The sequence below is a fragment of the Streptomyces sp. NPDC002054 genome (assembly GCF_040296685.1).
In the GTDB taxonomy this organism is placed as follows: domain Bacteria; phylum Actinomycetota; class Actinomycetes; order Streptomycetales; family Streptomycetaceae; genus Streptomyces.
Genome location: NZ_JBEOXT010000006.1, coordinates 26,932 through 53,527, shown reverse-complemented (window position 1 = coordinate 53,527; position 26,596 = coordinate 26,932). Strand labels below are relative to the sequence as shown.

General features: G+C 72.3%; 20 protein-coding genes. 11 read left to right on the top strand and 9 right to left on the bottom strand.

All coding sequences use genetic code 11. The annotated features are described in order from the left end of the window. The first annotated feature begins 121 nt into the window (after positions 1 to 121). From ABT123_RS07205 to ABT123_RS07180, 6 genes are all read left to right on the top strand, one after another. On the top strand, positions 122 to 2,902 hold the full coding sequence (locus ABT123_RS07205; protein ID WP_351310660.1) for a CBM96 family carbohydrate-binding protein: 2,781 nt from the start codon (positions 122 to 124) through the stop codon (positions 2,900 to 2,902). Positions 2,903 to 2,983: 81 nt separating this feature from the next. Continuing rightward, on the top strand, positions 2,984 to 3,670 hold the full coding sequence (locus ABT123_RS07200) for a hypothetical protein (RefSeq protein WP_351310658.1): 687 nt from the start codon (positions 2,984 to 2,986) through the stop codon (positions 3,668 to 3,670). Between the two features lie 478 nt (positions 3,671 to 4,148). Beyond that, entirely contained in the window at positions 4,149 to 4,670 is a 522-nt protein-coding gene (locus ABT123_RS07195) for a hypothetical protein (protein WP_351310656.1), read from the top strand. Between the two features lie 73 nt (positions 4,671 to 4,743). Continuing rightward, complete coding sequence (locus ABT123_RS07190; protein WP_351310654.1) at positions 4,744 to 5,580, top strand: DUF4097 family beta strand repeat-containing protein; 837 nt, start codon at positions 4,744 to 4,746, stop codon at positions 5,578 to 5,580. 81 nt (positions 5,581 to 5,661) lie between these two features. After that, positions 5,662 to 6,606, top strand: coding sequence for an ATP-binding cassette domain-containing protein (locus ABT123_RS07185; protein WP_351310652.1), 945 nt, complete (start codon positions 5,662 to 5,664; stop codon positions 6,604 to 6,606). Next, a complete protein-coding gene (locus ABT123_RS07180) occupies positions 6,603 to 7,394 on the top strand; it encodes an ABC transporter permease (RefSeq protein ID WP_351310650.1) in 792 nt (263 codons plus the stop codon). Before ABT123_RS07185 ends, ABT123_RS07180 begins: the two co-directional genes overlap by 4 nt. On the opposite strand, the gene ABT123_RS07175 is transcribed toward ABT123_RS07180, so the two are convergent. After that, complete coding sequence (locus ABT123_RS07175; RefSeq protein ID WP_351310648.1) at positions 7,391 to 8,497, bottom strand: glycosyltransferase; 1,107 nt, start codon at positions 8,495 to 8,497, stop codon at positions 7,391 to 7,393. The two genes, ABT123_RS07180 and ABT123_RS07175, sit on opposite strands and share 4 nt — an antisense overlap. Continuing rightward, positions 8,494 to 9,036, bottom strand: coding sequence for a WcaF family extracellular polysaccharide biosynthesis acetyltransferase (locus ABT123_RS07170; protein WP_351310646.1), 543 nt, complete (start codon positions 9,034 to 9,036; stop codon positions 8,494 to 8,496). Before ABT123_RS07170 ends, ABT123_RS07175 begins: the two co-directional genes overlap by 4 nt. A gap of 97 nt (positions 9,037 to 9,133) precedes the next feature. Here ABT123_RS07170 and ABT123_RS07165 point away from each other — a divergent pair, with 97 nt between their 5' ends. Beyond that, positions 9,134 to 10,642, top strand: a complete 1,509-nt coding sequence (locus ABT123_RS07165) for a hypothetical protein (RefSeq protein WP_351310645.1) — start codon at positions 9,134 to 9,136, stop codon at positions 10,640 to 10,642. On the opposite strand, the gene ABT123_RS07160 is transcribed toward ABT123_RS07165, so the two are convergent. From ABT123_RS07160 to ABT123_RS07145, 4 genes are all read right to left on the bottom strand, one after another. Further along, on the bottom strand, positions 10,639 to 12,069 hold the full coding sequence (locus ABT123_RS07160) for a cellulase family glycosylhydrolase (RefSeq protein ID WP_351310644.1): 1,431 nt from the start codon (positions 12,067 to 12,069) through the stop codon (positions 10,639 to 10,641). The two genes, ABT123_RS07165 and ABT123_RS07160, sit on opposite strands and share 4 nt — an antisense overlap. Positions 12,070 to 12,367: 298 nt before the next feature. After that, a complete protein-coding gene (locus ABT123_RS07155) occupies positions 12,368 to 13,579 on the bottom strand; it encodes an MATE family efflux transporter (protein WP_351310642.1) in 1,212 nt (403 codons plus the stop codon). Further along, complete coding sequence (locus tag ABT123_RS07150) at positions 13,576 to 15,318, bottom strand: lipopolysaccharide biosynthesis protein (RefSeq protein WP_351310641.1); 1,743 nt, start codon at positions 15,316 to 15,318, stop codon at positions 13,576 to 13,578. The genes ABT123_RS07155 and ABT123_RS07150 overlap by 4 nt, the downstream gene beginning before the upstream one ends. Next, positions 15,315 to 16,520, bottom strand: a complete 1,206-nt coding sequence (locus tag ABT123_RS07145; protein ID WP_351310948.1) for a glycosyltransferase family 4 protein — start codon at positions 16,518 to 16,520, stop codon at positions 15,315 to 15,317. The genes ABT123_RS07150 and ABT123_RS07145 overlap by 4 nt, the downstream gene beginning before the upstream one ends. A gap of 182 nt (positions 16,521 to 16,702) precedes the next feature. On the opposite strand from ABT123_RS07145, the gene ABT123_RS07140 reads away from it, so the two are divergent. Then, a complete protein-coding gene (locus ABT123_RS07140; protein WP_351310639.1) occupies positions 16,703 to 17,206 on the top strand; it encodes an FAD synthase family protein in 504 nt (167 codons plus the stop codon). On the opposite strand, the gene ABT123_RS07135 is transcribed toward ABT123_RS07140, so the two are convergent. Both ABT123_RS07135 and ABT123_RS07130 read right to left on the bottom strand, forming a co-directional pair. Next, positions 17,187 to 17,909, bottom strand: coding sequence for a CDP-alcohol phosphatidyltransferase family protein (locus ABT123_RS07135; protein WP_351310637.1), 723 nt, complete (start codon positions 17,907 to 17,909; stop codon positions 17,187 to 17,189). The genes ABT123_RS07140 and ABT123_RS07135 overlap by 20 nt on opposite strands. A gap of 45 nt (positions 17,910 to 17,954) precedes the next feature. Further along, positions 17,955 to 19,154, bottom strand: a complete 1,200-nt coding sequence (locus ABT123_RS07130; protein WP_351310635.1) for an MFS transporter — start codon at positions 19,152 to 19,154, stop codon at positions 17,955 to 17,957. On the opposite strand from ABT123_RS07130, the gene ABT123_RS07125 reads away from it, so the two are divergent. Next, on the top strand, positions 19,153 to 19,497 hold the full coding sequence (locus ABT123_RS07125) for a MarR family winged helix-turn-helix transcriptional regulator (protein WP_351310633.1): 345 nt from the start codon (positions 19,153 to 19,155) through the stop codon (positions 19,495 to 19,497). The genes ABT123_RS07130 and ABT123_RS07125 overlap by 2 nt on opposite strands. Before the next feature lie 20 nt (positions 19,498 to 19,517). Here the strand turns inward: ABT123_RS07125 and glgX are convergent, their stop codons facing one another. Further along, complete coding sequence (gene glgX / locus ABT123_RS07120) at positions 19,518 to 21,767, bottom strand: glycogen debranching protein GlgX (RefSeq protein WP_351310631.1); 2,250 nt, start codon at positions 21,765 to 21,767, stop codon at positions 19,518 to 19,520. A gap of 202 nt (positions 21,768 to 21,969) precedes the next feature. On the opposite strand from glgX, the gene ABT123_RS07115 reads away from it, so the two are divergent. Both ABT123_RS07115 and ABT123_RS07110 read left to right on the top strand, forming a co-directional pair. After that, entirely contained in the window at positions 21,970 to 23,199 is a 1,230-nt protein-coding gene (locus ABT123_RS07115; RefSeq protein ID WP_351310946.1) for a L,D-transpeptidase, read from the top strand. Between the two features lie 128 nt (positions 23,200 to 23,327). Then, the gene (locus tag ABT123_RS07110) at positions 23,328 to 26,483 is read left to right on the top strand and encodes a SpaA isopeptide-forming pilin-related protein (RefSeq protein WP_351310629.1); all 3,156 of its coding nucleotides are present in this window, start codon (positions 23,328 to 23,330) and stop codon (positions 26,481 to 26,483) included. Positions 26,484 to 26,596 lie beyond the last annotated feature (113 nt).

The window sequence follows — 26,596 nt, the reverse complement described above, 5'->3', positions numbered from 1 at the left end:
AGTTGGTATGCAATGGGTCAAGTGAGGTGACCGGGCCCTCACGCGAGCCCTAGTCTGCGCCAGTACATATGGCTGTTCGGATAGTTCCAGCCATTCAACCGGGCGATGCCCTGGGGGGCTCATGCGTAGATCCAGAGGGCTGACTGTTGCCCTCGTCCTGTCACTGGCCGGTGCCGGCACCGGCCTTGGCCTGGTGCTCATGCCCCAGGCGTCGGCCATCACCCAGCCGGTGGCCTTCACCGCCGACGCGCTGCCGACCTGGCAGCCCAACGGCATCGTTTTCGCCATGGCCGAGGCGAACGGCACCGTCTTCGCCGGCGGTACCTTCTCGGCCGTCCGCCCGCCCGAGAACGCGGGCAGCGGCACCGAACAGGACGCCGTGAACTTCGTGGCGCTGGACGCCGCGACCGGGGCCCCCACCTCGTGCAAGCTCTCCTTCACCATCGGCGACGGCTCCGCGACCGTGCGGTCCCTGGTCGTCTCCAAGGACAAGAAGACCCTGTACGCGGGCGGCTACTTCGGCGCCGTCAACGGCACCCCGGTGAGCAGCGTCGCCGCGATCGACATCGCCTCCTGCGCGCCCAAGGCCTCCTTCCACCCGGCCTTCCCGGCCACCGTGCGCGCGCTCGCGGTCACCGACGACACCCTGTACGCGGCCGGCGACTTCGGCACCGTCGAGGGCGAGACCCGCGAGCGGTTCGCCGCGGTCGACGCCGGCTCCGGTGCCCTGAAGCCCTTCACCGCCAACGCCGACGAGCCGGGCCGCGCCATCGAGGTCACCCCGGACGGCAAGAACGTGCTGATCGGCGGTGACTTCTTCAGCGTCAACGGCTCCAACACCCACGCCCTGGCCGTGGTCGACGCCACCTCCGGCGCGGTGAAGAAGACGTACAGCAACATTCCGAGCAACTCGGTCGTCAAGGACATCTCCACCGACGAGACCGGCTTCTACACCGGCAACGAGGGCTCCGGCGGCGGTGTGTTCGACGGCCGCATCGGCCTCAAGCTCAGCGACTTCAGCGAGAAGTGGCGGGACCGCTGCCTGGGTGCCACCCAGTTCGTGCTGCCGTACGACGGGGTGCTCTACAGCTCCTCGCACGCGCACGACTGCTCCACCGAGCAGGAGTTCCCCGACGGCAAGCGCCACTTCATGCTGGCCCAGCCCACCGACCACACCGGCGCCGCCCCCGCGCCCGTGGACGGCTTTGTGCGCGGCCCGGGCAAGCTCGGCTGGCACCCCACCGCCAACGACGGCATCGGCGAGGGCATCGGCCCGCGCGTGATGGCGGTGGCGGAGAAGAACGACGTCAAGTACATGTGGGTCGGCGGTGAGTTCACCCTCATCAACGGCGTCGAGCAGCAGGGCCTGACCCGGTTCGCCTCCACCGGCGACGTCGGCGCCCCGACCACTCCGGTCGTCAGCGCCGCCAGCGTCAAGCCCGGCGAGGCCCAGGTCCGCTGGCGCACCAGCTACGACGCGGACGACAGCAAGCTGACCTACCGCATCTACCGCAATGGCTCGGGCACCCCGATCGCCTCGGTCACCGCCAGCTCGCTGGAGTGGCAGCGCCCGCAGGCCTCCTGGACCGACACCACGGTCAAGGCCGGCCAGTCCTACACCTACCGGGTGACCGCCACCGACGCGGCGGGCAACACCAGCGCCCTGTCGGCCACCGCCCCGGTGACCGTCCCGGCCACGGCCCAGTCCTACCCGAACCAGGTCCGCGAGGACGGCGCCAAGCTGTACTGGCGCTACGACGACACGGTCAGCCCGTACGTCGCCGACTCCTCGGTCTCCGGCAACACCAGCGGTGTCCAGGTCAACGCTCCGGCCCTGCGCCAGACGCCCGGCGCCGTCACCGGTTCCAGCACCGCGATGGGCTTCAACGGCACCAGCCAGCAGGTGCACAGCGACCGCCGCCAGACGGTGGGCGCCACGTACACCCTGGAGACCTGGTTCAAGACCGGGACCTCGCGCGGCGGCAAGCTGATCGGGTTCGGCAACAACACCACCCGTAACAGCGGCACGTTCGACAAGCAGATCTACATGACGAACACGGGCCGTCTCGCGTTCGGCGTGTACAGCGGCTCCGCCCGCACCATCACCACGGGTCTGTTCGAGACGTACAACGACAACAAGTGGCACCACGTGGTCGCCACCCAGGGTCCGGCCGGCATGGCCCTGTACGTGGACGGCCAGAACAAGGGCACGCTCAACGTCACCACCCACGCCGACTACGCGGGCTACTGGCACGTCGGCGGCGACAACCTGGCCAGCTGGCCGAACCGTCCGACGAGCAACTTCTTCGCCGGACAGATCGACGAGACGGCCGTCTACCCGAGCGCGCTGACCCAGGCGCAGGTCAAGAACCACTACGACCTGGCCAAGGCCCCGACCGACACGGTCTCCAAGGTCTCCGCGACCGAGGACACCTACATCAACCAGGGCGCCCCGAGCACCGCGTACGGCACGTCCACCTCGCTCGCGGTGCGCGGCACCGCGGCGTACGAGACGTACCTGCGCTTCACCCTGCCGGCGGCTCCCGCCGGGCAGGTGCTGAAGTCGGCCTCGCTGCAGATCAAGACCACCACGCAGGCGGGCGCCGGCACGGCCGACAAGGTCTCGGTGGTTCCGGTCACCGGCACCTGGAGCGGCGCGGGCACCACGTTCAACACCAAGCCGACCCTGGGCACCACCCCGCTGGGCTCGATCACGGGCATCGCGGACGGTTCGGCTATCCACAACGTGGACCTGGACACGGCTGCGGTCTCCGCGGTGCTGGGCACCAGCTACGACATGGCCCTGACCAGCGCGGGCACCGACCCGCTGTGGATCTGGTCCTCCGAGGCGACGGCAGCTGAGGGCACCCCGCAGCTGATCCTCACCTTCGGCCCGAAGTAACGACGGGCGGCTGCGGGGCCCGGCCTTCGGGCCGGGCCCCTCAGCCGACTCAGCGATCCGGCACCCAACAGGAGCCCTGTGATGTACCGACACCCGGCAGCGGCTGCTGTCCTGCTGGCCACCGCCCTGACCCTGACCCTGACCGGCTGCAGCTCGGACGGGGACAAGCCCGACGCCGAAGCGAAGGCCAAGCCGCCGGCCGCCTCCTCGGTCCCCGACCCGGCGGACGCCACCACGGCACCGCCCGCCGCGCCTTCGCCGGACGCCAAGCCGACCGGTCCGGTGCTGCCGGACGCGAAGCTGACCCCGGCGACGGGCACCTTCAAGGAGAACGAGAAGACGTACCTGCGCGGGCGGGTGCCGGAGAAGACGGACCCGGCGGCCGTCCTGCAGACCGGGCAGGAGTCCTGCCAGCGGGTGGCGCGCACGGCCAAGCGGGACAAGGACGCGGCGACCGCGTCGGTCATCGCGGGTGAGATCCCGAACGCCAAGGACGCGATCACCCTGCTCTGCCCGGACCAGAAGCCGGTTCTGGCCGCGGCCGAGAAGGGCTTCGGGGACGGCACCCGGAAGACGCCGCAGGCCGGCACCTTCCGCGCCATCAACCCGAGCCCGGCCTGCACCTGGCAGGCCAAGGGCAAGGACGGGGCCGTCCTGGCTTCCGGCCCGGAGATGGGCGCCAAGCCCGGCGAGCGCATCACCGCCAAGATCCCGGCGGGCACGGCCGAGTTCGTCTCATCGGCCTGCTTCGCCTGGGTCCCGGCGTAACCACCGCTCCACCCCGAAAGCCCCCCGGCCCCCGCCGGGGGGCTTTCGCACACCCCCCGCCCACGTGGCACCACGATGGCACCACCCCCGCCCGGTCGCCCGCACGAGCCGAGCGTGCGGCCCCCGTGCCGCCCCGGCGGGTATGGGCGCTTGCGGCCCCGAGCGGGGTCCGGCCAGGCCCCTTGGGCCTGCCCCGGCCGCTGCCCGCGAGCCGGCATGGGGCGCAGCCCCGAGGGCGCACAGCGCCTGCCCCGGGCGCAGGCCCGCGCGGCACGCGCGGCGCGCCCCGCGCCTTCTGGTGGCTCTGTCGGAGCCCCAGAAGCCCTGCGGCGGGAGGCGCCCGGGCGCGCTTGGGGGCTCGGCCCCGAGGGCGCGCAGCCCTGCCCCGGGCGCAGCCCGCGCCCCCGCGGTGCCGGGTGGTGCCAGAATGGCGCCATCGGAGGTGGACATGGCGCCATGGGCGTGCCATGATGGCGGCATGGACCTCACGCCCTATGTGGATCACCTCCGCCACGAGCTGGCCGTCGCCGCCGGTACCGGTGGCGACGAAGCCCGCGCCCTCGCCGAGCGGCTCACCGCGCCGCTCGAGTCGGCCGCCCGCCTCACCCTGCTCAACGCACTGTCCGCCGCCATGGGCGAGGTCACCCGGGAGCTGGCGCCGGGCTCGGTCGACGTACGGCTGCGCGGACTGGACCCCGAGTTCGTGGTGACCGTGCCGCCGACCGGGGTGCCCGAGGGCGGGCCGGGGCCCGCTCCCGCCGCACAGCCGGCGCCCGCCCCCGCACCCCCGGCCGCGCCCGTGGCCGACGGCGACACCGCCCGGATCAACTTCCGGCTCCCGGCCCACCTCAAGAGCCGGGTGGAGGACGCCGCCGCGGCCGAGGGCCTGTCGGTCAACGCCTGGCTGGTCCGGGCCGCCGCCGCCGCCCTGGAGCCGGCTTCGGGGCGGAGCGCCGGCCGGTACCGGGGCGACCAGGGGTTCACCGGCTGGGTCCGCTGACCCGCACACGTACACCGCACACGTACACCCGCACACCTTCACCGAACCAACGAGCCAAGAGGACGGCACAGCCATGCCTGCTTTCGACACCATCGAAGCCATCACCGCCATCGTCGAGATCGAGGTCGGATCGATCCGGATCACCGCCAGCAAGCGCACCGACACCGTCGTCGAGGTGCTGCCGGGCAACCCCGGACAGGAGGGCGACGTACGGGCCGCCGAGGCGACCAAGGTCAGCTGCTCCGGCAACACCCTGACGGTCAAGGGCCCCAAGAAGAAGGGCCTGTTCGGCCGCACCCCGACCGTCGAGGTCAGCATCGAACTCCCGGCCGGCTCCGAGGTCCGCGCCGGCACCGTGGTCGGGGACATCGACCTCGTCGGTGCGTTCGCCGAGTGCCGGCTGAAGACCGCGATGGGCGAACTCCGGGTCGACCGGGCCACCGCGGTGAACCTCAAGAACGACCACGGCGGGGTGCACGTGGAGGAGGTCTCCGGCGACGCCGAGATCACCGCCTCCGGCCGCGCCGAGATCGGCCGGATCGACGGCCGTGCCGTCCTCGGCAACGCCAACGGCGAGACGGTCCTCGGCGCGGTCGCCGGCGACCTGCGGGCGAAGGTCTCCAATGGCGCGATCACCGTCGGCTCCGCGCTCGCCGGCGTCGACGCCCGCTCCTCCAACGGCGCCATCCGGATCGGCGAAGTGGTGCGCGGCCGGGTGGTGCTGGAGACCGCCGTCGGCGAGGTCGAGGTCGGCATCCGCCCGGCCACCGCCGCCTGGCTGGACGTCCACACCGACCTCGGTTCGGTCCAGAACCACCTCGGCTGCGTCGACGGCCCGACCGCCACCGACGAGACCGTCGAGGTGCGGGCCCGCAGTGGCTACGGCGACATCGTGATCCGCCGCTCCTGACCCGGCCGGGCGGCCGGCCGCCGCCCGCTCCCTCCTTTCCCCCTCCCTGGAGACCGGTCTGTCATGATCATGTCAGAATCCATGTCCGCAACACTCACGCGCCGGCCGGCGATCACGGCCACCGGCCTGTCCAAGTCCTACGGGGACAAGGTGGTGCTCGACGGCATCGACCTCCACATCCCCGAAGGCGCCGTCTTCGCCCTCCTGGGCCCCAACGGAGCCGGCAAGACCACCACCGTGGAGATCCTCTCCACCCTGGTTCCCGCCGACGGCGGCCAGGCCGCCGTGGCTGGCCACGACCTGACCCGCGATGCCCGCAGCGTACGCTCCGCCATCGGCGTCACCGGCCAGTTCGCGGCAGTGGACAACCTGCTGACCGCCGAGGAGAACCTCCTCTTCATGGCGGACCTGCTCCACCTCGGCCGCCGCGAAGGCCGCCGCCGCGCCACCGAACTCCTGCGCCGCTTCGACCTGACCGAGGCCGCCCGCAAGCCCGTCGCCACCTTCTCCGGCGGCATGCGGCGCAAACTCGACCTCGCCATGACCCTGGTCGGCGACCCGCGCATCATCTTCCTCGACGAGCCGACCACCGGACTCGACCCGCGCAGCCGCCGCACCATGTGGGAGATCATCCGCTCCCTCGTCACCGAGCAGGGCGTCACCATCTTCCTGACCACCCAGTACCTGGAGGAAGCGGACCAGCTCGCCGACCGCATCGCCGTCCTGGACCGGGGAAAGATCGTCGCCGAAGGCACCCCGGAGGAACTCAAGCGCCTCGTCCCCGGCGGGCACCTGCGCATCCGGTTCGCCGACGAGCAGCGGCTCGACGCCGCCGCCGCACTGGTCGGCGCCTGCACGCGCGATCCCGAGGAACTCATCCTGCAGGTCCCCGGCGACGGCTCCATCCCGACCCTGCGCGCCGTGCTCGACATCCTCGACAGCCACTCCGTCGAAGCCGAGGCGCTCACCGTGCACACCCCCGACCTGGACGACGTCTTCCTCAGCCTCACGGAGAGCCCACGATGAGCACCAGCACCCTCACCTACGCGCTCGGCGACTCGGCGACGATGCTCCGCCGCAACCTCAAGCACGCGCTCCGCTACCCCACCATGACGGTCTCGGTCATCGCCATGCCCGTCCTGATGCTGCTCCTCTTCAACTACGCCTTCGGCGGCGCGATCGGCGCCGGCATCGGCGGATCGGGAGGCTCGTACATCGGCTACGTGGCCCCCGGCATCATCCTGATGGCCGCCGTCTCCGGCGCCGTCTCCTGCGCCACCAGCGTCTGCGTCGACATGACCGAGGGCATCGTCAACCGCATCCGTACGATGTCCATCTCGCGCGGCGCCTTCCTCTGCGGCCACGTGTTCGGCAACGTCATCCAGACCATGGTCAGCATCGCCCTCGTCGTCGGCGTGGCCCTGCTGCTCGGCTTCCGGCCGGACGCCACCCCCGTCGAATGGCTGGCCGCCGCCGGCCTCCTCCTTCTGCTCGCCATCGCGCTCGGCTGGCTCTCGGCCGCCCTTGGCATGGTCTCCAAGACCCCGGAGGCCGCCAGCAATGCGCCCATGCCGCTGCAGTTCCTGCCGCTGCTCGGCAGCGCCGTCGTACCGACCGAGTCGATGCCCACCGCGCTGCGCTGGTTCGCCGAGTACCAGCCCTTCACCCCGGTCATCGAGACCCTGCGCGGCCTGCTCATGGGCACGGAGATCGGCACCAGTGCGGTGGTCTCCCTCGCCTGGTGCGCCGGCCTCACCGCCCTCGGCTACCTGTGGGCCCGGTCCGCGTTCAACCGCGGGGCGAAGCGGGCCTAAAGCCCCTCGTACACCGACAGCAGGGTGTCCAGGACCGCGTCCATGGAGAAGGCGTCCGCGGCCAGCTTGCGGGCCGCGAGGGACGCGGCCCGGTTCGCCTCCGGCGCCAGCAGCTCCAGCACCGCGGCGGCCACCCCCTCCGGACCCGGGTCGACCACCCGGCCCGCGCCCGCCCCCGCGATGTCCCTGGCCAGCCCGTTGGAGTGGGTGACCACGGACGGCACCCCCACAGCGAGGGCCTCCAGGACCGACATCGGGAACGGCTCGTCCACCGAGGGCAGTACGTAGACCCCGGCGCGCCGGAGCTCCGCGAGCACCTCCGCACCGCTGAGACCGCCGGTGACCGTGAACCGGTCACCCAGGCCCAGGGCGGCGATCCGGGCCCGCACCGCCGGGAGTTCGCCCTCGTCCGGACCGGCCACCACGAACTCCGCGTCCGGGTGCACGGCGAGCACGGCAGGCGCCGCATCCACGAAGTCCACCGGCCGCTTGCGGGACTGCAGGCGCGCCGAGTAGAGGATCCGCGGCGGACCGGACAGGGCCGGCCGCTCCTCCTGAGCCGGGACCCCGTTCACCAGCCGGACGGTGTTGCCCAGCTCGGCACCGACCACCGCGTCCAGCCCGCTCCGCTCGTGCGGGGTGAGGTACAGCACCGCTCCGGCCCCGCGCAGCAGCCGCCGTACCGCGAGGGCGTCCAGCACCTTCGCGAGGGCCTTCCCGCTCGGGTCCACCATGCCGTGGGTCTGCAGCACCAGCGGCCGGCCGGCCCGCAGCGCCGCCAGCGCCACCGGCAGGGTCACCAGGTCGCGGGCCAGGTGGACATGGACCAGGTCCGCCTCCCGGACCAGCCGGCCCGCCGCGGCCAGCAGGGCCGGGGAGGTCATCCCGCTGAAGCCCAGCGGGAGCAGCCGGCGGGCCGGGTACAGCGTCGCCGGAATCCCCTCGACCTCGGTGGGCCAGGGGTTGAACTCCTCGCCCAGCGCCAGCAGCCGGGCCTCGTGACCGCGGGCCCGCAGCCCGGCGGCCAGGTTCAGGGCCACCCGGACCGGGCCGCCGAAGGCGTTGCGCGGGGAGTGCAGGGTGACCGCGTGCAGGACTCTCACTTCGGCTCCTCCACCGGGCGGCGACCGCCGTCCACCGTCTGCAGGGTCAGCTCGGGCAGGTCCCGGTGGACCACGGCCCCGGCCCCGGCCACCGCGTGCCGGCCCACGGTCACCCCGGCCAGCACGGTCGCCCGTACCGCCACCCAGGCACCGTCCTCGACCACGATGGGCGCGTTGCGGTAGCGGAAGTCGGCGGCCCGGTGGTCGTGGGAGCCGGTGCAGAGCATCGCCTCCTGCGAGACGCACACATGCGAACCGATGGTCACCGGCTCCAGGTTCAGCAGCCAGGCGCCCTCGCCTATCCAGCTGTGGTCGCCGATGGTCAGCTTCCACGGCCACAGGATCCGGACCTTGTGGCGGATGAACACGCCCTCGCCGATCTTCGCGCCGAAGGCGCGCAGCAGGGCCACCCGCAGCCGGGCCGGACAGAACCAGGCCATGAACACCGTGTTCATCACGGCGAACCACAGCGCCTGGGCCAGGAACCCGCGCCCCTTGTCGTATCCGGCCAGCGTGAAGGCCGGGAGATCACGCGCCATGTACCCCCCATCGGTCACCCCCGCCGGCGCCTCCCCAGGTGCCGCGGGCTCAGACTAGACTGCGCGCGGAATACGCACAGGGGCGGGTGGGGGCACAGTGGCAACGGACATACGCAAGCCGCTGAGCGCGCCGCCGGCCCCCGAGGAGGACGAGAGCCGGTGGGGGCGGGTCACCACCCCGCGCACCCTGCTCTCCCGGGCCCTGTCCGTCCCGCTGGCCCTCGGGTTCACCGTCTTCCTGCCGCTGTTCGTGGCCGTGCAGTCCGGCGCGGGCGTGCGCGACGCCGCCTTCTGGCTCCAGCTGGCCCTCACCATGTACGCCGGCGCCCGGCTCTCCGCGATGGTGCTGACCAGCCAGCGCAAACTGCTTCAGGGCTCGTTCTGGCTGTTCGTCTACATGGCGATGGGCGTGGCCCCGCTCGCCCAGGCCGTCCTCGGCCAGGTGCCCACCCCGGTGGTCGGCCCGCGCTCCGACCTCACCTGGGCCATCGCCCTGATCCTGATCGGCTGTATCGCCTTCGACGTCGGCGTGCTGCTGGCCCGGCACCGGCCGTCCGGCCGGGCCGGCGGCTCGCAGAAGGAACCCCGCCCGGTGATGGCGCACCGGCGCCGGCTCCAGCTGCTGACCCTGTTCGCGTTCCTGTGCAGCGCCGCCTTCGTCATGAAACTGGGCGGACCGGCGGTGTTCTTCAGCAGCCGGCAGGAGATCATCGCCGGAATCGAGGAGGCGGGCGTCTCCAACGGCGACAGCCAGGCCGGGCAGGCCTTCCTGCGCGGCTTCGGCACGGTGCCGGCCCTGCTGGCGCTGCTGCTGTACACGCGGTGGCTGGTCACCTCGACCTACGCCCGCCGCAAGCCCATGGTGATCGCCACCTGGGCGGCCCTGGCCGCGCTCAACCTGGTGGTCAACAACCCCATCTCGAACCCGCGCTACTGGTTCCTGACCGTTCTGTTCGCGCTGCTGTTCACCGTCTTCCCGGTGAGCGCGGCGATGTACCGGGTGGCGCTGTCGATGGCCGTGGTCGTCGCCCTGCTGGTGTTCCCGTTCGCGGACCGCTTCCGGTACGACGAGAAGAACTACAAGCCGGTGGAGACCACGTCCTTCCTGGAGCCGATGGCGCTGAAGGACTACGACCAGGTGGGGATGTTCGCGAACACCATCACCTTCGCGGAATCCGGCCCCGGCCACTTCTACGGCCGCCAGCTGGCCGGCTCCGTGTTCTTCGCGGTACCCCGCTCGGTGTGGCCGAGCAAGCCGCGGGACACCGGCGTGATGGTCGGCCAGTGGATGGGCACGGTCAACACCAACCTGTCCTCGCCGATCTGGGCCGAGCTGTGGATCGACTTCGGCGCGGTCGGCATGGGCGGCGGCCTGATGGCGATGGGCTACGCATCGGCCCGCGTCGACCGCCGCTACGCCAAGCGCGCCACCCGCCGCTCCCCTCCGGGCTCGCTGATCTCGGTGGTGGTCCCGCTGGTCGCGGGCTACTCCTTCATCCTGCTGCGCGGCCCGCTCCTCCAGGCCTCGGGCCGCGTCGCGATCGCGGCCCTCTGCCTGGCCCTGGTCGCCACGTACCGCACGGACAAGTCCACCACCCTGCGCTAGCTCGGGCTGATCGTGACCCGGTAGGTGGCTCCGGCCCTGCCGTGGGTGCGCACGGTGACGGTCTGGCCGTGGTCGCCCCAACTGGCCTTGCCGCCCTGGACATCGACGCGGTAGCCGCCCGGGTACGTGTCCTTGGGCACGGTGATCTGGGTGGGGCCGTCTGCGTTGGCGCGCGTGCGGAAGGTGAGTGTGTAGGTGCGGGTGGCCGGGTCGTACGCGAACGTGAGCGGATCGCCCGCGACGGCCCGCGCGTACGGCTGGACGAGCAGTTGGGAGTTGGGCTTCACGGCGCCCGTCTCGTCCAGGAAGCAGTAGCTGCCGCCCCGGCACCACTGCCACCACGTCCAGCCGCTGGAGAAGCGGTCCATGGAGGCCGTCATATCGGTGACGAACTCGCGTGCGTGCGGAATATAGGGGTTGCCGCCCCACTCTCCGACGATCACCGGCATGCGGTGACGGGTCGGGTAGTCGCTGATCGCGGCCTCGTAGGCGGGGACGAAGGTGCCGTTGGGGTCGTAGTCGGCGCCGGTTTCCATCGCGGTCTCGTAGAAGTGCGGCGCGTAGCCGGCGTGCGGGTCGTCGATGCGGCCCAGCCGGGTCGGGACGCCGAGACCGACGATGACGGTCGGTTCGACGAATACCCACGACTTGCGGTCGACCAGGCGGATCGCCCGGGCGAGGCGGTTCCACAGCTCGGTGAGCTCGGTGGCCTCGAAGCGGGCCGCGGCGGTGGGGAGGTCTTCGCCTTCGAGGAACCTCGCGAACGGCTCATTCATCAGGTCGTAGCCGAGCAGCGCCGGGTGCCTGCCCAGGGCGGAGGCGACCGTCACCCACATGCGAGCGTGCGCGGCGCGGAGGTCGGCGTCCTTGTACAGGTGGTCGAAGGCGGCCTGTACGGATGGCTGGAAGTACCCGGCGAACCAGTCGTCGGGGGTGGGCGTGAACGGCAGCCCCTCGTCGCGGGTGGCCCAGTCGGGGATGCCGCGGGAGCCGAAGCGGGGGCCGTATACGTCCTGGTGGGCGTCGAGGATGACCTTGATGTGGTAGCGGTCGGCCCAGTCGAGAATGCGGCGCATCTTGGTGAGGTAGTCGCGGTCGTAGTGCCCGGGAGTGGGTTCGAGGTCGTCCCAGAGGAACGCGAGGCGCGCGAGGTTGAAGCCCCGGGCGGACATGTCCTTGAGGTCGCTCTCGCGGATGTTGGCGAACGCGTTGGCGCCTCGGCTGCTCTTGTCGGCGAGGTTGAAGCCGCGCCACTGAAGCGCGCGGCCCTGGCCGTCGGCGATGAAGGTGCGGTCACCGACCGTGACTCGGTCGGGGGTGCGGTCGGGCGTGCGGTCGGGGTGGGCCTGGGCCTGCGCCGGGAGGACGCCGAGCAGGAGGGCGGCCACGGCGAGGGCGGCAGGGGCGACGCGGGAGAGCAGGCGCATGCAGGAGACCCTTTCGGGGATGGCTGCTGGGGCGGCGTGCTACTGGCCGGTCGGATGTTACTGGCGGGTGCTCCAAGTTCACAGGGGCGCACGGAAGTTGGCGGAGAAGCCTCCTTGAAGGGGCGCGCCGGGGCGCGATCAGCCCGTGGCAGGCGCCGGGGACGGGGCCGTGGTCGTCCCCGCAGGGTTCGGCGTACGGGGCTCCAGGCGCGGCCCCGCTTTCCGGCCCCCGCTCGGGGCCGGGGTGGGGCGGGGTTTCCCGCCCGCCCCCGTGGGCTTCGCCCGGGCGGAGTCCTGCCTAGGCGGCCAGGGCCGGGCTGGTGCTGGGCAGGCGGGAGACGCGCCACCAGGCGGCGGCGGCCTTGAGGGCGGAGCCCAGGGCCAGGCCCCAGGCCGCGCCCGTGACGCCCCAGGCCGCGTAACCGGCCAGCAGGAAGGCCACCGAGAGCAGGGAGAAGACCACCTGGAGGGAGAGGGTGGCCTTCGGGGCCAGCACGCGCAGGGTCAGCAGGGCGCAGGTGCCCAGGCCCATCACCGCGTACTGCGCGCCCGTCGCCGGCAGCAGGGAGGCCGCCGCCGGCCAGGTGTCGCCCAGGAGTTGCCGGCCCCAGCGGTCCGGCAGCGCGTACAGAGTGGCGGCGACGCCCGCGCCGAGGGTGCCGAGGGCCAGGCCCAGTGCCAGGGTGGCCCGGACCACCGCCCGCTTGCCCGGCAGCCGGCCCAGCACCGGCGGGGCGAATGCGCTCGCCGAGTTGAACAGGACGTTGAGCGGGCCGAACAGGGTGGTCGCGCCCCGCAGCGCACCCACGGCGAGCGGCGTCGCGAAGGCGCCCAGGCCGAGGACGGCCAGCTGGCTGGAGCCGTTGCCCACCGCGAACTCGACGACGAACCGCTGCCCGAGGTGGCCCCGGCGGACATACGGCCGCAGATCCGCCCGGGCCCCCCGGACGGACGGGTGCAGCAGCCACAGCCCGAGCAGCAGGGCCGGCAGCGCCGAGACGCCCCACACCAGCACCAGCCGGGCCGCCGAGGCCCCGGCCGGCTGCACCGCCAGCGCCGCCACCACGCACACCAGCCGCAGCGCATCCGCCGCCAGCGCCCGCTGAGGCGCCCGGAGCGCCGAGAAGCAGTAGCGCAGGCCGTCCTGGAGCAGCACCAAGGGGAGTACGCAGCCCAGCGCGAGGAAGGCCGTACCGACCGCACCGGGCAGCAGGGCCCCCACCGCCGCCAGGACCAGGCCCGCCGCCGCCGCGCCGGCACCGGTGAAGGCCACCGCCGACCGGCACACCGGGCCCAGGCGCTCCTCGGCCTTCTCCAGCACCACGGTCTGGCCGACGTAGGCCATGTTCAGCCCCAGCAGCACGCTGAAGGTCACATAGACCATCGAGAACGCGGCGAAGCCGGAGACCGAGGACAGCCGGGCGGCCAGCACCAGCACCAGGATATTGGTGGCGCTGGAGGCCGCCTGGTCCAGGACGGAGGCGACCGCGGCGAGTCCGCGCCGGCTCACCGCTGTCCGGTGCGGACCGTACGCAGCGCGACCGTGTCCGTGCCGTCGCCCGGGATGTGCTGCTCCGGCGGCTGCGGGCGCGGCGAGGGGAACGAGGTGCCGGCGGCCGGTGCCGGGGATGCCGGGGCGGTCGGCAGGGACATCCGGCGGCGGCCGGTGCCGCGCTTCTCGCCGGGCAGCGGCCCGTGCAGCACCGCGCCGAGCACCGTGCCGCCGGCGCCGCTGATCAGCTCGCGGATCCGGGACAGGTCGGAGCGGTGCACGGCCCGCGGGTCGCAGACCACCAGGACGCCGTCGACCCGGTCGACCAGCGCGAGCGCGTCGGCGTACGACAGGACCGGCGGGGCGAGCACGACCACCGTGGAGTTGGGGGAGTCGGCCTCGGAGACGAGCCGGGTGGCCCGCTGCGAGGTGAGTGCACGGGCCACGTTGCGGACCGGCTCGCCGGGGATCAGGTCGAAGGAGCCGGACTCGCCGGCGTCCACGGCGAGCTGCCGCCCGTCCGGCCAGTCGGTCTCCTGGCCCGCGGCCTGGCCGGCTCCCGGGCCGCCGGACATCTGGCTCCAGCGGGGCCGGCCGCCGGCATCGGTGCGCAACTGGCTGGCCAGGACCGGCGTGCGCAGGTCGGCCTCGATCAGCAGGACGTCCTTGCCGGTCTCGGCGAAGGAGGCGGCGAGGTTCACGGCGACGGCCGCGGCGGTCTCGCTGCTGCCGCGCGGGGCCACCACCAGCAGTCGGCGCCGGTCGGCGAAGCGGGAGTCGTAGGCGAGCCGGAAGGCCACCGACCGGTACTCCTCGGCGAGCCGCGGATCGGCCTCGCCGGCCGCCAGCAGCGGCCCGCCGCCGGTCTTGTCCCGCGGCAGGGTGCCCAGCACGGGCGCCCGCAGGGCCCGCGAGACATCGCCGTCGGACCGCGGCGACGGGTCGAACACCAGCCGCACCCAGGCGGCAAGGAGACCGAGGGCCAGGCCCACGGCGGCGCCCAGCGCCAGCGACATGGGCAGGCCGGGGCCGTCCGGCGAGGTCGGCGGGGTGGCCTGGGTGGTGACCCGGCCCGGGGTCATGTCCAGCGCGTCCAGCTTGGAGATGTTGCCGTTGAACTGGCCGACCTTGCTCTGCAGATCGGTCTTCTGGGACAGCGCCGCATCACGCGCGGTGCCGGCCGGCATCCGGGCGATCTCCTTGACCAGCTCGTCGAGCTGCTTGGAGACCGGGTCCCGCTGGTCCTTGTAGCTCTTGACCATCTTGTCGCGGGTGACGTCCAGGGCCTTCTGCCGCTCCGCCAGGTAGGCCTCGGTCAGCGCGTTCGCGCGCCGGGCCGCCTCCGCGGGGGTGGCCGAGGTGTAGGTGAACTTCAGCACCATCGACTGCGGGGGGTTGGTCACCTGCAGTCCGCTGCGCAGCCCGGCCAGTTCGGCGCTGCCCATGCCCAGCTTCTTCGCGGCTTCCTTGGCGATGGAGCTGGAGAGCGCGGTCTGCCGTTCGGAGCCGATGTTCACCGTCTTGTCCGCGGCGATGCTCGGGTTGAACGGGTCGTCGGTCGGGGTGCGGAGCACCACGTCGGCGGTGGCGACGTAGGTGTCCGCGGTGGAGATGCCGAGGTAGGCGCCGCCCAGCAGGCCGATGCCGATGCCCGCTCCGATGAGCTTGCGGTAGCGGGTGAGCTGCCGGAACTGGTCCCTGAGGAGGTCGGGTTCGTCCTCGGCCGGTATCGCCGCCGGGCGGTGCGTCTCGGTCACGGCCGGGTTCCCCCAAGTACTTCGTCGATCAGTGCGTCGATGCGGGCCAGGCCCGCCTCACGGCTCAGGTGTGCCGCCACATGGCGGGGTCCGGCCGCGCCCAGCTCGTCCGCGTCCTCCGGGTTCTCGGCCAGCAACCGTACGGCCTTCAGCAGGGCGTGCGGGTCCTCCGGCGGTACGAGCACCCCGGCGCCCGAACGTTCCACCTCCTGGGCGGTGCCCCCCGAAGCCGCCACGGAGGCGACGACGGGCCGGCCGGCCGCGAAGTAGGAGGTGAGTTTCGACGGCACGCTCATGTCCAGCACAGCCGCGTGCTGCGTGACCGCGAGCACGTCCGCCGCGGCGAGGATATCCGGGAACTCACCGTCGGCGGCAGGGGGGATGATGTCCAGATTCGGTACGTCAGTGGACATCTCGGCGAGGGCCGCCCGCTGGCTGCCGTCACCCATCAGGACAAAGCGGACGTCCGGGTCCAGCCGGGCCGCCTCGACCAGGACTTCCAGGCCCTGCTTGAGGCCCATGTTCCCGGAGTGCAGGACGACCGTCTGGCCGGGGGCCCAGCCCAGGTGCCGGCGGGTCTCGCCGCGCGGCTTGGTGGGGGAGGGTACATGGGACCAGTTGGGCACCAGGCGGATCTTCTCCGGGTCCACGCCCATGCCGACGACCCGGTCCACAAAGGTCTCGTGGATCACGCCGACCAGGGTGGCCCGCTTCAGCGCGTACGCCTCGGCCCGCCCGGCGAGCGCCGCGGCCTTGTCGCCCCCGCTGATCCCGCTCTGCGCGGCGGCGGCCCCCATGAGGTCCTGCACCACCGGGATGTACGGGACCTTCCAGCGGGCGGCCATACGCGCCGCCAGCACCCCGCCGGCCAGGCTGGGCATCTGCGCGAGGATCGCGTCCGGCTTGGGGATCCGGGGCGGGGTCACCGCACCGTGCAGCAGAATCGATCCCTCGAACAGGGCCCGCTTCACGGCGGTCTGCTGCGCCGGGACGGTGTGCGCACGCCGGTGCACAGTGACCCCCGCGCGCTGTTCCGTGCGCCGGAGCGCCCCCTTGTACTCCGGCTCGAGGGACCAGGCGGGGTAGTGCGGCATGCCGGCGAAGACATGGGTCTCGTGACCGGAATTTGCCCAATGTTCAGCGATTTGTGTGGCGTACGGACCGATTCCCGCATGCTCGGGAGCGTAATTCGTGGAAACCAGCAGCAGACGCCGGTGACCGGATGTGGACACTGAGCGTCCCCCCTCTTCCTGAACTCCCCTGATCGATGCGCAGGCCACACTAATCGTTCACCCGCACGGCGCGGAACGTGCACGCTATTGTCTGCTAATCCACCGCACCGGGGGGTGCGGTCGCTGGGGGGTAACAGATGACGGAGCAGGACATGTCCGATTTTGGTGTGCCCGCGCGGAGGCCCTACCGAGTGGGCTACGCGCCGGGCGCATACGATCTGTTCCATATCGGACATCTCAATATCCTTCGGCACGCGCGCAGCCAGTGCGACTACCTGGTGGCCGGAGTGGTCTCCGACGAGATGGCCGAACTCGCCAAGGGGCGCCGCCCGATGATCCCGCTGGTCGAGCGGCTCGAGATCGTGCGCAGCGTCAAGTACGTGGACGCGGCCTTCGTCGAGACCGTCCCGGACAAGCTCGAGACCTGGAAGCAGGTCCGGTTTGACGTGATCTTCAAGGGCGACGACTGGCGGGGCACGCCCAAGGGCGACAAGCTGGAGTCCGACTTCGCCGCGGTCGGGGTGGACGTCGTCTACTTCCCGTACACCGTGCACACCTCCAGCACCCAGCTGCGCCGGGCGCTGGACGCACTCGCGGCGCCCCAGCAGCTGCCGGTACCGGAGCAGTTGGCCCCGCTCACCGCCGAACTGGGCTGAGCTCCCGGAACCACTTGGTGAGGAAGGCCAGCAGGAACAGGGCGGCGATCACGCCCAGCCCCGCGTACGCATACCGGAACAGCTCCCCGCCGCCGAGCAGCAGGAACACCAGGCAGAACACCCCGTAGTCGACCGGCAGCAGCGCCACCGCGCGCAGGGTCGACGGGGCGGCGGCGGGGGTGCCCGGGGCGGGCTTCGGCTTCAGCTTCTCGGTCAGCAGACCGCCGAAGAAGGTGACGACGGCCGCGAACTGGAACCCGAGCGGCACCAGCAGCCAGCCGTCGCCGGAGGTCCCGTACTCCTCGGGGAACCGGTAGAAGGCGATCAGCACACAGGTGTGCAGCGCGGTGAGCTTGGCGCAGTCCACCACATGGTCGAGCCACTCACCGGCGGCGCTGCCGCCCCCGCGCAGCCGGGCCAGCTGCCCGTCCGCCGAGTCGAAGGCGAATCCGACCGCGAGGGCCGCCCATACGGCGATGCCCAGCCCCCAGGAAGGGGCGCTCAGGGCGACCGCGGCGACGGCGGCGAAGCTGAACCCGGCGCTGATCAGCGTCACCTGGTTCGGGGTGAGCCCCAGTGCATGGCTGACGGCGGCCAGATAGCGTCCGGCCGGCCGGTTCACGAAGCGCGAGTACAGCGAGACTCCCTTCGCCGACTTCTGCGCCCCGCGCAGCTCCTGCAGCGCGGTTCCCACACTCGCCATGTTTCGCACACCCCTCGTCCCCACCATGTCCCCCGGTCGAACACATCATCGCAGGGCGAGTGCGTGCTCCCGCTCGGGATGTTCCCGCACGTCCGGCACCAGCAGGACGCCCAGATTGGCGGCGGCCACGGCCGCGGCGGCCACCAGCAGCGGGCCGGTGGTTCCGGCGGCCGTGGCGAGCGGGGCGGCCACCGCCAGGCCCAGCGGCCGGGCGGCGAAGGAGATCAGGGTGTCGAAGGATCCGACCCGGCCCAGGGCCTCGGCCGGGACCCGCTGCTGGATGACCGTCTCCCACAGCGGGCTGAGCAGGCCGACCCCGCCCAGGCCGAGGAAGTACGCGCCGGCCACCACCGGCATGGGCAGCCGCAGCCCGAGCGCGGCCAGGGCCAGGGCGAAGGCGGCCGAGGCGACGGCGACCCAGACCAGCGGGCGGCGCACCGGCAGTCGGCCCGCCGCCCAGGCGCCGACGAGCATCCCGGCCGTACCGGCCTGGGCGATGACCACCCAGGCGGCCTCGCCGCCGAGGGACTCCACGGCGATCAGCGGGCCGAGGGCGAGCAGCAGGCCCGCGGCCAGGTGCCAGACGCCGTGCCCCAGCACATTGGCGAGAAACCACGGGTGGCGCCGGGTCTCGGCCCAGCCCTCGCGGAGTTCGGCCAGGAAGCCGGGGCGTTCGGCGGGGGCGGCCTTGGCCGGGGTGCGCAGCCCGCCCAGGGTGACCGCGGACACCGCGAACAGCCCGCCGGTCAGCAGCGAGGACCAGCCCGGCCCGACGGCCAGCATCAGTCCGCCGGCGGCGCCCGGCCCGGCCACCGAGGCGAGCCCCTGGGCCACCATCAGCCGGGAGTTGACCCGCAGCCGGTGGGGTCCGGCGACCACGGCGGCCACCAGGGTCCGGGCGGAGGGGGTGCCGAAGGCCACGGCGGCACCGGTCACCGCCGACAGCGCGGCCAGTTCGGGCACCCGGACCGGGCCGGCGAGCAGCAGGGCGCCGATGGCCAGCTGGGCGGCGGCCCGGACGAGGTCGGCGGCGAGCACCACCCGCCGGGCGGGGAACCGGTCGGCGGCCACTCCGGCCACCGGCAGCAGGAGCAGCATCGGAACCATTTCGCAGGCGAGCACCAGGCCGAGGTCTTCGGCCGATCCGGTGCGGACCACCGCCAGGGTGAGGGTGGTGGGGATGAGCGCGGTGGCGAAGGCGGCGAAGGTGCGGCCGGCCAGCAGGCGCCAGATCATCGGGGTCATGCCGGGCAAGTTATTCGAGACCATGCACAGGCTGGCCTCCCGGGGCCGCCCCTGGCGGGCCACCCCGTCCGAGCTCGCCGCCGAACTCCTGCTCTCCCCGGCCGGCATGACCGGCCGGCTCGCCACCCTGGAGGAGGCCGGGCTGGTCCGCCGGCTGCGGGCCGCCGGGGACCGCCGCCGGGTCGACGTGGAACTCACCGAGGAGGGCCACGCCCGCTGGACCGCCGCCATGCGGCTGCGGGGCGAGGCGGAGACGGCGATGCTCGAACCCTTCGAACCGGCCGAGCGGGCCGCCCTCTCCGCCCTCCTCAAGCGGATGCTCCTGCACATCGAAACCCGCTGACAGACCGTTCACAGAACCGACTAGTCGGCCACCCGCAGCAGCAGGACCGAGCGGGCCGGCACCGTCAGCGGCAGCCCGCCCCGGCAGCGCTGCCCCGGCACCACCGACTGGTCCTCCCGCGAGGTGTCCAGCACCACCTCGTAGGACGAGGCCCACGGCGGCCCCGGCACAATCCACGACACCGGCCGGTCCCCGGCGTGCAGCAGGGCCAGGAAACTGTCGTCCGTCACCTGCCGCCCCCGCTCGTCCCGGCCCGGGATGTCCCGCCCCGACAGGTACAGACCCACCGCCGAAGCCGGCGCGTACCAGTCCCGCTCGGTCATCTCCTTGCCCTCCGGGGTGAACCAGGCCAGGTCCCGCAGCCCGTCCGCGCCCTGCGGCCGGCCGGAGAAGAACGCCCGCCGCCGCAGCACCGGATGGTTGCGGCGCAGCGCGAGCAGCCGCCTGGTCAGCGCGAACAGGTTCTGCCACCCCGGATCCGACAGCAGCGACCAGTCCACCCAGCCCGTCTCGTTGTCCTGGCAGTACGCGTTGTTGTTGCCGCCCTGGGTGCGCCCGAACTCGTCCCCCGCCACCAGCATCGGCACCCCCGTCGACAGCAGCAGCGTGGTGAGCAGGTTGCGGAGCTGACGGCGGCGCAGCGCCCCGATCCGCGGATCCACCCCCTCCGGAGGATCGCCCTCCACCCCGCAGTTCCAGGACCGGTTGTCGTTCGTCCCGTCCCGGTTGTCCTCCCCGTTCGCCTCGTTGTGCTTGCGCTCGTAGCTGACCAGGTCCCGCAGGGTGAAACCGTCGTGCGCGGTGACGAAGTTGACCGAGGCGTACGGCCGCCGCCCGCCCCAGGCGTACAGATCGCTCGACCCGGAGAGCCGGTACCCCAGATCCCGTACGTCGGGCAGCGCGCCCCGCCAGAAATCCCGGACCGCGTCCCGGTACCGGTCGTTCCACTCCGTCCACAGCGGCGGGAAGGCCCCCACCTGGTAGCCGCCCGAGCCCACGTCCCAGGGCTCCGCGATCAGCTTCACCCGGCGCAGCACCGGGTCCTGGGCGATCACCGCCAGGAACGGCGACAGCATGTCCACATCGTGCATCGACCGGGCCAGGGCCGCCGCCAGATCGAAGCGGAACCCGTCCACCCCCATCTCGGTGACCCAGTACCGCAGCGAATCGGTGATCAGCCGCAGCACGTGCGGGCGCCCGGCGTGCAGGGTGTTCCCGCAGCCCGTGTAGTCCGCGTACCGCCGCTGGTCGGACTGGAGCCGGTAGTAGCCCCGGTTGTCGACCCCGCGCAGCGACAGCGTCGGCCCCAGCTCGCCCGCCTCCGCCGTGTGGTTGTAGACCACGTCCAGGATCACCTCGATCCCGGCCGCGTGCAGCGCCCGCACCATCCGCTTGAACTCGCCCACCTGCTGCCCGGCCGTCCCCGAGGAGGAGTAGCCGGCATGCGGGGCGAAGTAGCCGATGGAGTTGTAGCCCCAGTGGTTGCGCAGCCCCCGCCGCAGCAGATGGTCCTCGTGGGCGAACTGGTGCACCGGCAGCAGCTCCACCGCCGTCACCCCCAGCTGCCGGAGGTGCTCGACCGCCGCTGGGTGGGCCAGCCCCGCGTAGGTGCCGCGCAACTGCTCCGGAATGTCCGGATGCCGCATGGTGAACCCGCGGACGTGCAGCTCGTAGATGACGGAGTCCGCCCACGGGGTCTTCGGCCGGACATCGTCCGACCAGTCGTCCACGTCGTGGACCACCACCCCCTTCGGCACGAACGGCGCCGAGTCCCGGTCGTCCCGCACCGTGTCCGCGATGTACTGCTGCGGCCAGTCCCGGACATGCCCGTACACCTCCGGCGGCAGGGTGAAGTCCCCGTCCACGGCCCGCGCGTACGGGTCCAGCAGCAGTTTCGCCGGGTTGAACCGGGCGCCGGTCCACGGGTCCCAGCGGCCGTGCACCCGGAACCCGTACCGCTGCCCCGGCCGCACCCCCGGCACGAACCCGTGCCAGATCTCGTGCGTCAACTCGGTGAGCGCACAGCGCGTCTCCGCGCCGTCCGCATCGAACAGGCACAGCTCCACCGCCTCCGCGCCCTGCGCCCACAACGCGAAGTTGGTGCCCGCCACCCCGTCGGGGCCCGCCCGGTAGCGGGCCCCCAGCGGATGGGAGGACCCGGGCCACACGGGTGGCCCCGGAAGCGTGGCCGTTCGTACGACTGAATTCGACCGGGGCGCGGGACCTGCCGTACCGCCCTCGACCACCTCTTGCTCGGCTGCGCTCGACACCTGCCCGCCTCCACGGCTTGCCAAGGCCACGGCGGGGGAATGAATGCGGCTCCGGCGTCCCGGCCAGGGCCCGCCCCCGTCTGGTCCTTCCCACTGTTCTGCCCGGGCTGCTCCGCCGGGCAACGTGGGGGCCGCCCTCACGTTTCCCCGGAAGGGCCCGGTCGTTGGACCGTCCGTGAGACTTGTGACGTCCAAGCGGGCGATGCGGGCAGCGGCGGGCGTGGCAGCCGTGGTGGCGTGGGCGGGGCTGCTGGGCGGACTGGCCGGCTGTACCCCCGACGGCGGATCCCCCATCGAGGTTCAACTGCCCGGCAAACCCCGCTCCCCGGAGGAGGCCATCCGGATCACCCCGGACGACAACGCCAAGGCGGTCCCGGCCGACGGCCCGCTGAGCGTGAGCGTGCCCGAGGGCCGGCTGGAGCGGGTGGTGGTGACCAAGGTGGAGGACGCCCAGGAGGAGCAGGTGCCCGGCGCCATCGCTGCCGACGGGCTCAGCTGGAGCCCCGATCCGGAGTACGGCAAGCTCGCGCTGGCCGCCAAGTACACCGTGGACGCGGTCGCCGTCGACGGCCACGACCGCCGCCAGGCCCGGCACACCACCTTCACCACCTATGTCCCCGAGGAACGGTTCATCGGCTACTTCAAGCCCGAGAACCGCTCCACCGTGGGCACCGGAATGATCGTCTCCTTCCGGTTCAACCGCTCCATCGAGAACCGCGCCGAGGTCGAACGGGCCATCAGGATCACCGCCAAACCGGACGTCGAGGTGGTCGGCCACTGGTTCGGGCGCGAACGGCTCGACTTCCGGCCCCGGGAGTACTGGAAGCCCGGCACCGAGGTCACCATCGACATGCGGCTCCGCGACGTCGAGGGCGCCCGCGGCTCGTACGGCATCCAGAGCAAGACCGTCCGCTTCACCGTCGGACGGCAGCAGATCTCCACGGTGGACGCCGCCGAGCACACCATGACGGTCCGGCGGAACGGCGAGCTCCTCTCCACCGTCCCGATCACCGCCGGCGCACCCAAGACCACCACGTACAACGGCAAGATGGTGGTGATGGAGCTGTTCGACGTCACCCGGATGAACGGCGCCACCGTCGGCTTCACCAGCGAGGACGGCAAGGGCGAGTACGACATCCCCGATGTGCCGCACGCCATGCGGCTCACCGGCTCCGGCACCTTCCTGCACGGAAACTACTGGGCCCACCCCGACACCTTCGGGTCCACCAACACCAGCCACGGCTGTGTGGGACTGCGCGACAACAAGGGCGGCGGCTCGGACACCCCGGCCGGCTGGTTCTTCGACCGCACCCTGATCGGGGACATCGTGGAGGTCGTCAACTCCCAGGACAAGACGGTCGCCGCGGACAACGGCCTGGGCGGCTGGAACCTCTCCTGGGTGGACTGGATCGCCGGCTCCGCGATCACCTGACCCGGGCGGGCGCAGCTACGCGGGTGATCTCGTCCACCCGCCCGGCCGCACCCCCCGGGTGTTGCCCCCGCCCACCGCCCCCGCGCAACCAATCTGTCCAGGCAATCCAAACGATTAGATGGAGTGCCATGACAGCAAGGTCTTCCCGGCGTGCGAGACGGTCGTGGGTCGCGGGCATGGCGCTGGGCGCCCTGCTCGTCGGCGCGATGCCGGCCGTCGCCGCCCCGGGCTCGGGGGAGCCCGCACCGCGTGGCGCCACCCGCGCCGCAGCTCCGTTGCCGAACGGCCTCGGGCCGTGCATCGGCCCGGAATGTCCGGCCGTGTACCCGGGCATCAACGACGGGCCGTTCGCGGGCCGCGACCGGAACATCAACACGTTCGTCGGCCAGCACTTCCAGGTCCGCGGCACGGCCGCCGCGGCCGAGGGCAGGGCCGTCGCCCTCGGCGACTTCAACCAGAACAAGAGCGTCGGCGGCAGCAGCGGCTACCACCTGGGCATCGTCCCCGTGGGCTCCCGGGTGCCGCCGCCCGACGGCAGCGACTTCCTGTCCGCCGGGGGCAATGTCACGGTGGCCGGCGGGCAGAGCCTGATCACCGACGACGGGGTCGTCCGGTACGCGGGCACGCTGACCGGCAATGTCACCGGTCCCACCGAGAACGACCCGAACGCGGTCACCCCGTACACGGCGTTCAGGGCGTCTATCAGCGCGTTCAGCCAGTGCTACGCGCGCCCGGGCGGAGTGCTCCGGACGGCCACCGGCAGTGTGTCCAGCAGCCCCGCCGAGACGCTCTTCACCGGGGACGGCACCTCCCCGCTCCAGGTCTTCAACATCGACGCCGACATGATCGGCACGGGCGGAGTGCCCCAGGGCACCCGGTTCACCAACATCCCGGCCGGTGCGACCATCCTGGTGAACGTGCTCGGCACCACCCGGACCATCAACAGCTTCAGCGGCACCTACAACGAGCTCGACCCCTTCAACCGGCTGCGAAACCGGCTGCTGTGGAACTATCCCGATGCCACCACCCTGAACCTGCGGGGCAACGGAGAATTCCAGGGCTCCCATCTGATCGGCCAGGCGAACTCGCTGACCACGGTGACCACGACCGGCCTCAGCGGCCGGCTGTACACCGCGGGCTCGCTGACCCACGGCTCCGCCGACCGGGGCTTCGGACAGGAAATCCACTCCTACCCGTTCACCGGGGACCTGCCCGACGACTGCGCCGCGCCCGAGCGGACCGGCACGGCGGGGGTCCGCAAGCTGGTGGGGGCAACCCCGCTCGCGAACGCGGTGTTCGAGCTGTGGCGCGAGACCAACGGCGTGCCCGGCCTCCAGCCCACCGACACCAAGTGGGACGGTGACTGCGTCACCGCTGCGGACGGCCGCTGCCTGCGCACCGTTCCTGCCGACGACTACTACTGGGTGGAGACCCAGGCACCGCCCGGCTACAACGCGGTGACCACGGTGACCCCCGTGACGGTGACACCCGGCATCGGCGTCACGGTCGATGTCCAGAACATCCGGAACAGGGACCAGCTGGGCAGGGTGTCGGTCCTCAAGCGGGACGCCGTCGACCAGGCGCCGCTCTCGGGTGCGACGTTCGAGCTGTGGCAGGAAAGCGGCGCTCAGGCCGGTCTGCAGACCAGCGGCCCCAACATCGACGTGAAGATCGGCGGCGACTGCGTGACCGACGCCGCCGGCATCTGCACCCGTGAGGTCGTGCTCGGCAACACCTACTACTGGTTCGAGACCCAGGTGCCGTTCGGCCACCTGCTGCCGGCGGACCCGGTCTTCCCGCTCACCGTGACCGTGACGAACCCGGAAGCACAGGCCATCGCGGACAACCCCCGGGACCCGCAGCCCACCGGCCCCGTCACCATTGCCAAGCGGGACACGGCCAGCGGATCACCCCTGGAGGGCGCCCGCTTCGAGCTGTGGCGCGACTCGAACGGCAACCCCGGCCTGCAGACCACCGGTCCGAATGCGGACACCAGGGTCGGGCCCGTCTGTATCACCCCGGCAGCCGGCTTCTGCACCGTCACGGCGCCGATCGGCCGCTACTTCTGGGTGGAGACCCAGGCCCCGCCCGGCTACCAGCTCCCCGCGGACCGCGTCTTCGGCCCGCTGTTCCTGACCCCGGTCAACGCACTGACCGGCGGGGTCCGGGCCATTGTGGACAACCCGCCGGTCACCGGCCCGGTGAGCGTGGTGAAGACCAACGGCGCGGGCAACCCGCTCGCGGGCGCCACGTTCGAGCTGTGGCGCGAGACCAACGACGAGCCGGGCCTGCAGACCGACGGCAGCGACCCCGACACCCAGGTCGGCGGGAGCTGCACCACCCCGGCGAACGGCACCTGCACCCGGACGGTCCCGGTGGGGACGTACTACTGGGTGGAGACCCAGACCCCGGCCGGCTTCGAGCCCCCCGCCAACCCGGTGTTCGGCCCGCTGGAGCTGACCGTCGAGAACGCCGACATCGGCGTCACCGAGCGGGTGATCAACGTACCCACCCCGCGCGGCCGGGTCTCCGTCACCAAGACGGACCCGAAGGAGAAGCCGCTGTCCGGAGCCGTCTTCGAGCTGTGGCGCGAGGCGAACGGCATCGAGGGTCTCCAGACCACGGGCATCAACCCCGACATCAAGGTGTCGGAGTGCACCACGGCGAAGGACGGCATCTGCGCCCGTGACGTGGAGCGGGGCACCTACTACTGGCGGGAGACCCAGGCCCCGAACGGCTACCTGCTCCCGAAGGAGCCGGTGTTCGGCCCGCTGGAGCTGACCGACGAGAACCTCGAGACCGGCGTGACCGCCGTGGCGGTCAACAAGAAGGAGAAGCCGGCGTTCAGCGGTTCGATCCGGGTCCTCAAGAAGGACGCCGGCACCGGCAGGCCGCTGGCCGGCGCGGTGTTCGAGCTGTGGCGGGAGACCAACGGCGTCCGCGGTCTGCAGACGCAGGGCAGCAACCCCGACCGCAAGGCCGCCCGCAGCTGCCGGACGGACCGGCAGGGCGTGTGTGCCTGGGACGGCCTGGCCGCGGGCGCGTACTACGTACGGGAGACCGCTGCGCCGCGGGGCTACGTGAAGCCCCGTCACCCGGTGACCGGTCCGCTCCAGCTGGGCGGCAACAACCGCACCTCGGGGCACAACCTCGTCGTCAAGGTGAAGAACATCCGGTCCTCCGGCACCGGCGGGAACGGCACCGGCGGCAACGGCCACGGCAAGGGCCACCCCAAGGCCAAGGCCAAGGCCAAGCACAAGCCGAACAAGACGGCCAGGGCCTGACCCCTGCCCGACCCGTGCCGGCCCGGAGCCTTCAGGCTCCGGGCCGGCACGCGTCCGCGCGTCTGCGTGGCCTCTGCATCAGTTGGGACGGAACGGTGACACGGCCGTAGCTC

What these genes read in the sequence shown, in the direction of transcription:
- ABT123_RS07205 (WP_351310660.1), top strand. Translation starts at nt 122, where the DNA reads ATGCGTAGATCCAGAGGGCTGACTGTTGCCCTCGTCCTGTCACTGGCC.
- ABT123_RS07200 (WP_351310658.1), top strand. Translation starts at nt 2,984, where the DNA reads ATGTACCGACACCCGGCAGCGGCTGCTGTCCTGCTGGCCACCGCCCTG.
- ABT123_RS07195 (WP_351310656.1), top strand. Translation starts at nt 4,149, where the DNA reads ATGGACCTCACGCCCTATGTGGATCACCTCCGCCACGAGCTGGCCGTC.
- ABT123_RS07190 (WP_351310654.1), top strand. Translation starts at nt 4,744, where the DNA reads ATGCCTGCTTTCGACACCATCGAAGCCATCACCGCCATCGTCGAGATC.
- ABT123_RS07185 (WP_351310652.1), top strand. Translation starts at nt 5,662, where the DNA reads ATGTCCGCAACACTCACGCGCCGGCCGGCGATCACGGCCACCGGCCTG.
- ABT123_RS07180 (WP_351310650.1), top strand. Translation starts at nt 6,603, where the DNA reads ATGAGCACCAGCACCCTCACCTACGCGCTCGGCGACTCGGCGACGATG.
- ABT123_RS07170 (WP_351310646.1), bottom strand. Translation starts at nt 9,036, where the DNA reads ATGGCGCGTGATCTCCCGGCCTTCACGCTGGCCGGATACGACAAGGGG.
- ABT123_RS07160 (WP_351310644.1), bottom strand. Translation starts at nt 12,069, where the DNA reads ATGCGCCTGCTCTCCCGCGTCGCCCCTGCCGCCCTCGCCGTGGCCGCC.
- ABT123_RS07140 (WP_351310639.1), top strand. Translation starts at nt 16,703, where the DNA reads ATGTCCGATTTTGGTGTGCCCGCGCGGAGGCCCTACCGAGTGGGCTAC.
- ABT123_RS07135 (WP_351310637.1), bottom strand. Translation starts at nt 17,909, where the DNA reads ATGGCGAGTGTGGGAACCGCGCTGCAGGAGCTGCGCGGGGCGCAGAAG.
- ABT123_RS07125 (WP_351310633.1), top strand. Translation starts at nt 19,153, where the DNA reads ATGCCGGGCAAGTTATTCGAGACCATGCACAGGCTGGCCTCCCGGGGC.
- ABT123_RS07130 (WP_351310635.1), bottom strand. Translation starts at nt 19,154, where the DNA reads ATGACCCCGATGATCTGGCGCCTGCTGGCCGGCCGCACCTTCGCCGCC.
- ABT123_RS07115 (WP_351310946.1), top strand. Translation starts at nt 21,970, where the DNA reads ATGCGGGCAGCGGCGGGCGTGGCAGCCGTGGTGGCGTGGGCGGGGCTG.
- ABT123_RS07110 (WP_351310629.1), top strand. Translation starts at nt 23,328, where the DNA reads ATGACAGCAAGGTCTTCCCGGCGTGCGAGACGGTCGTGGGTCGCGGGC.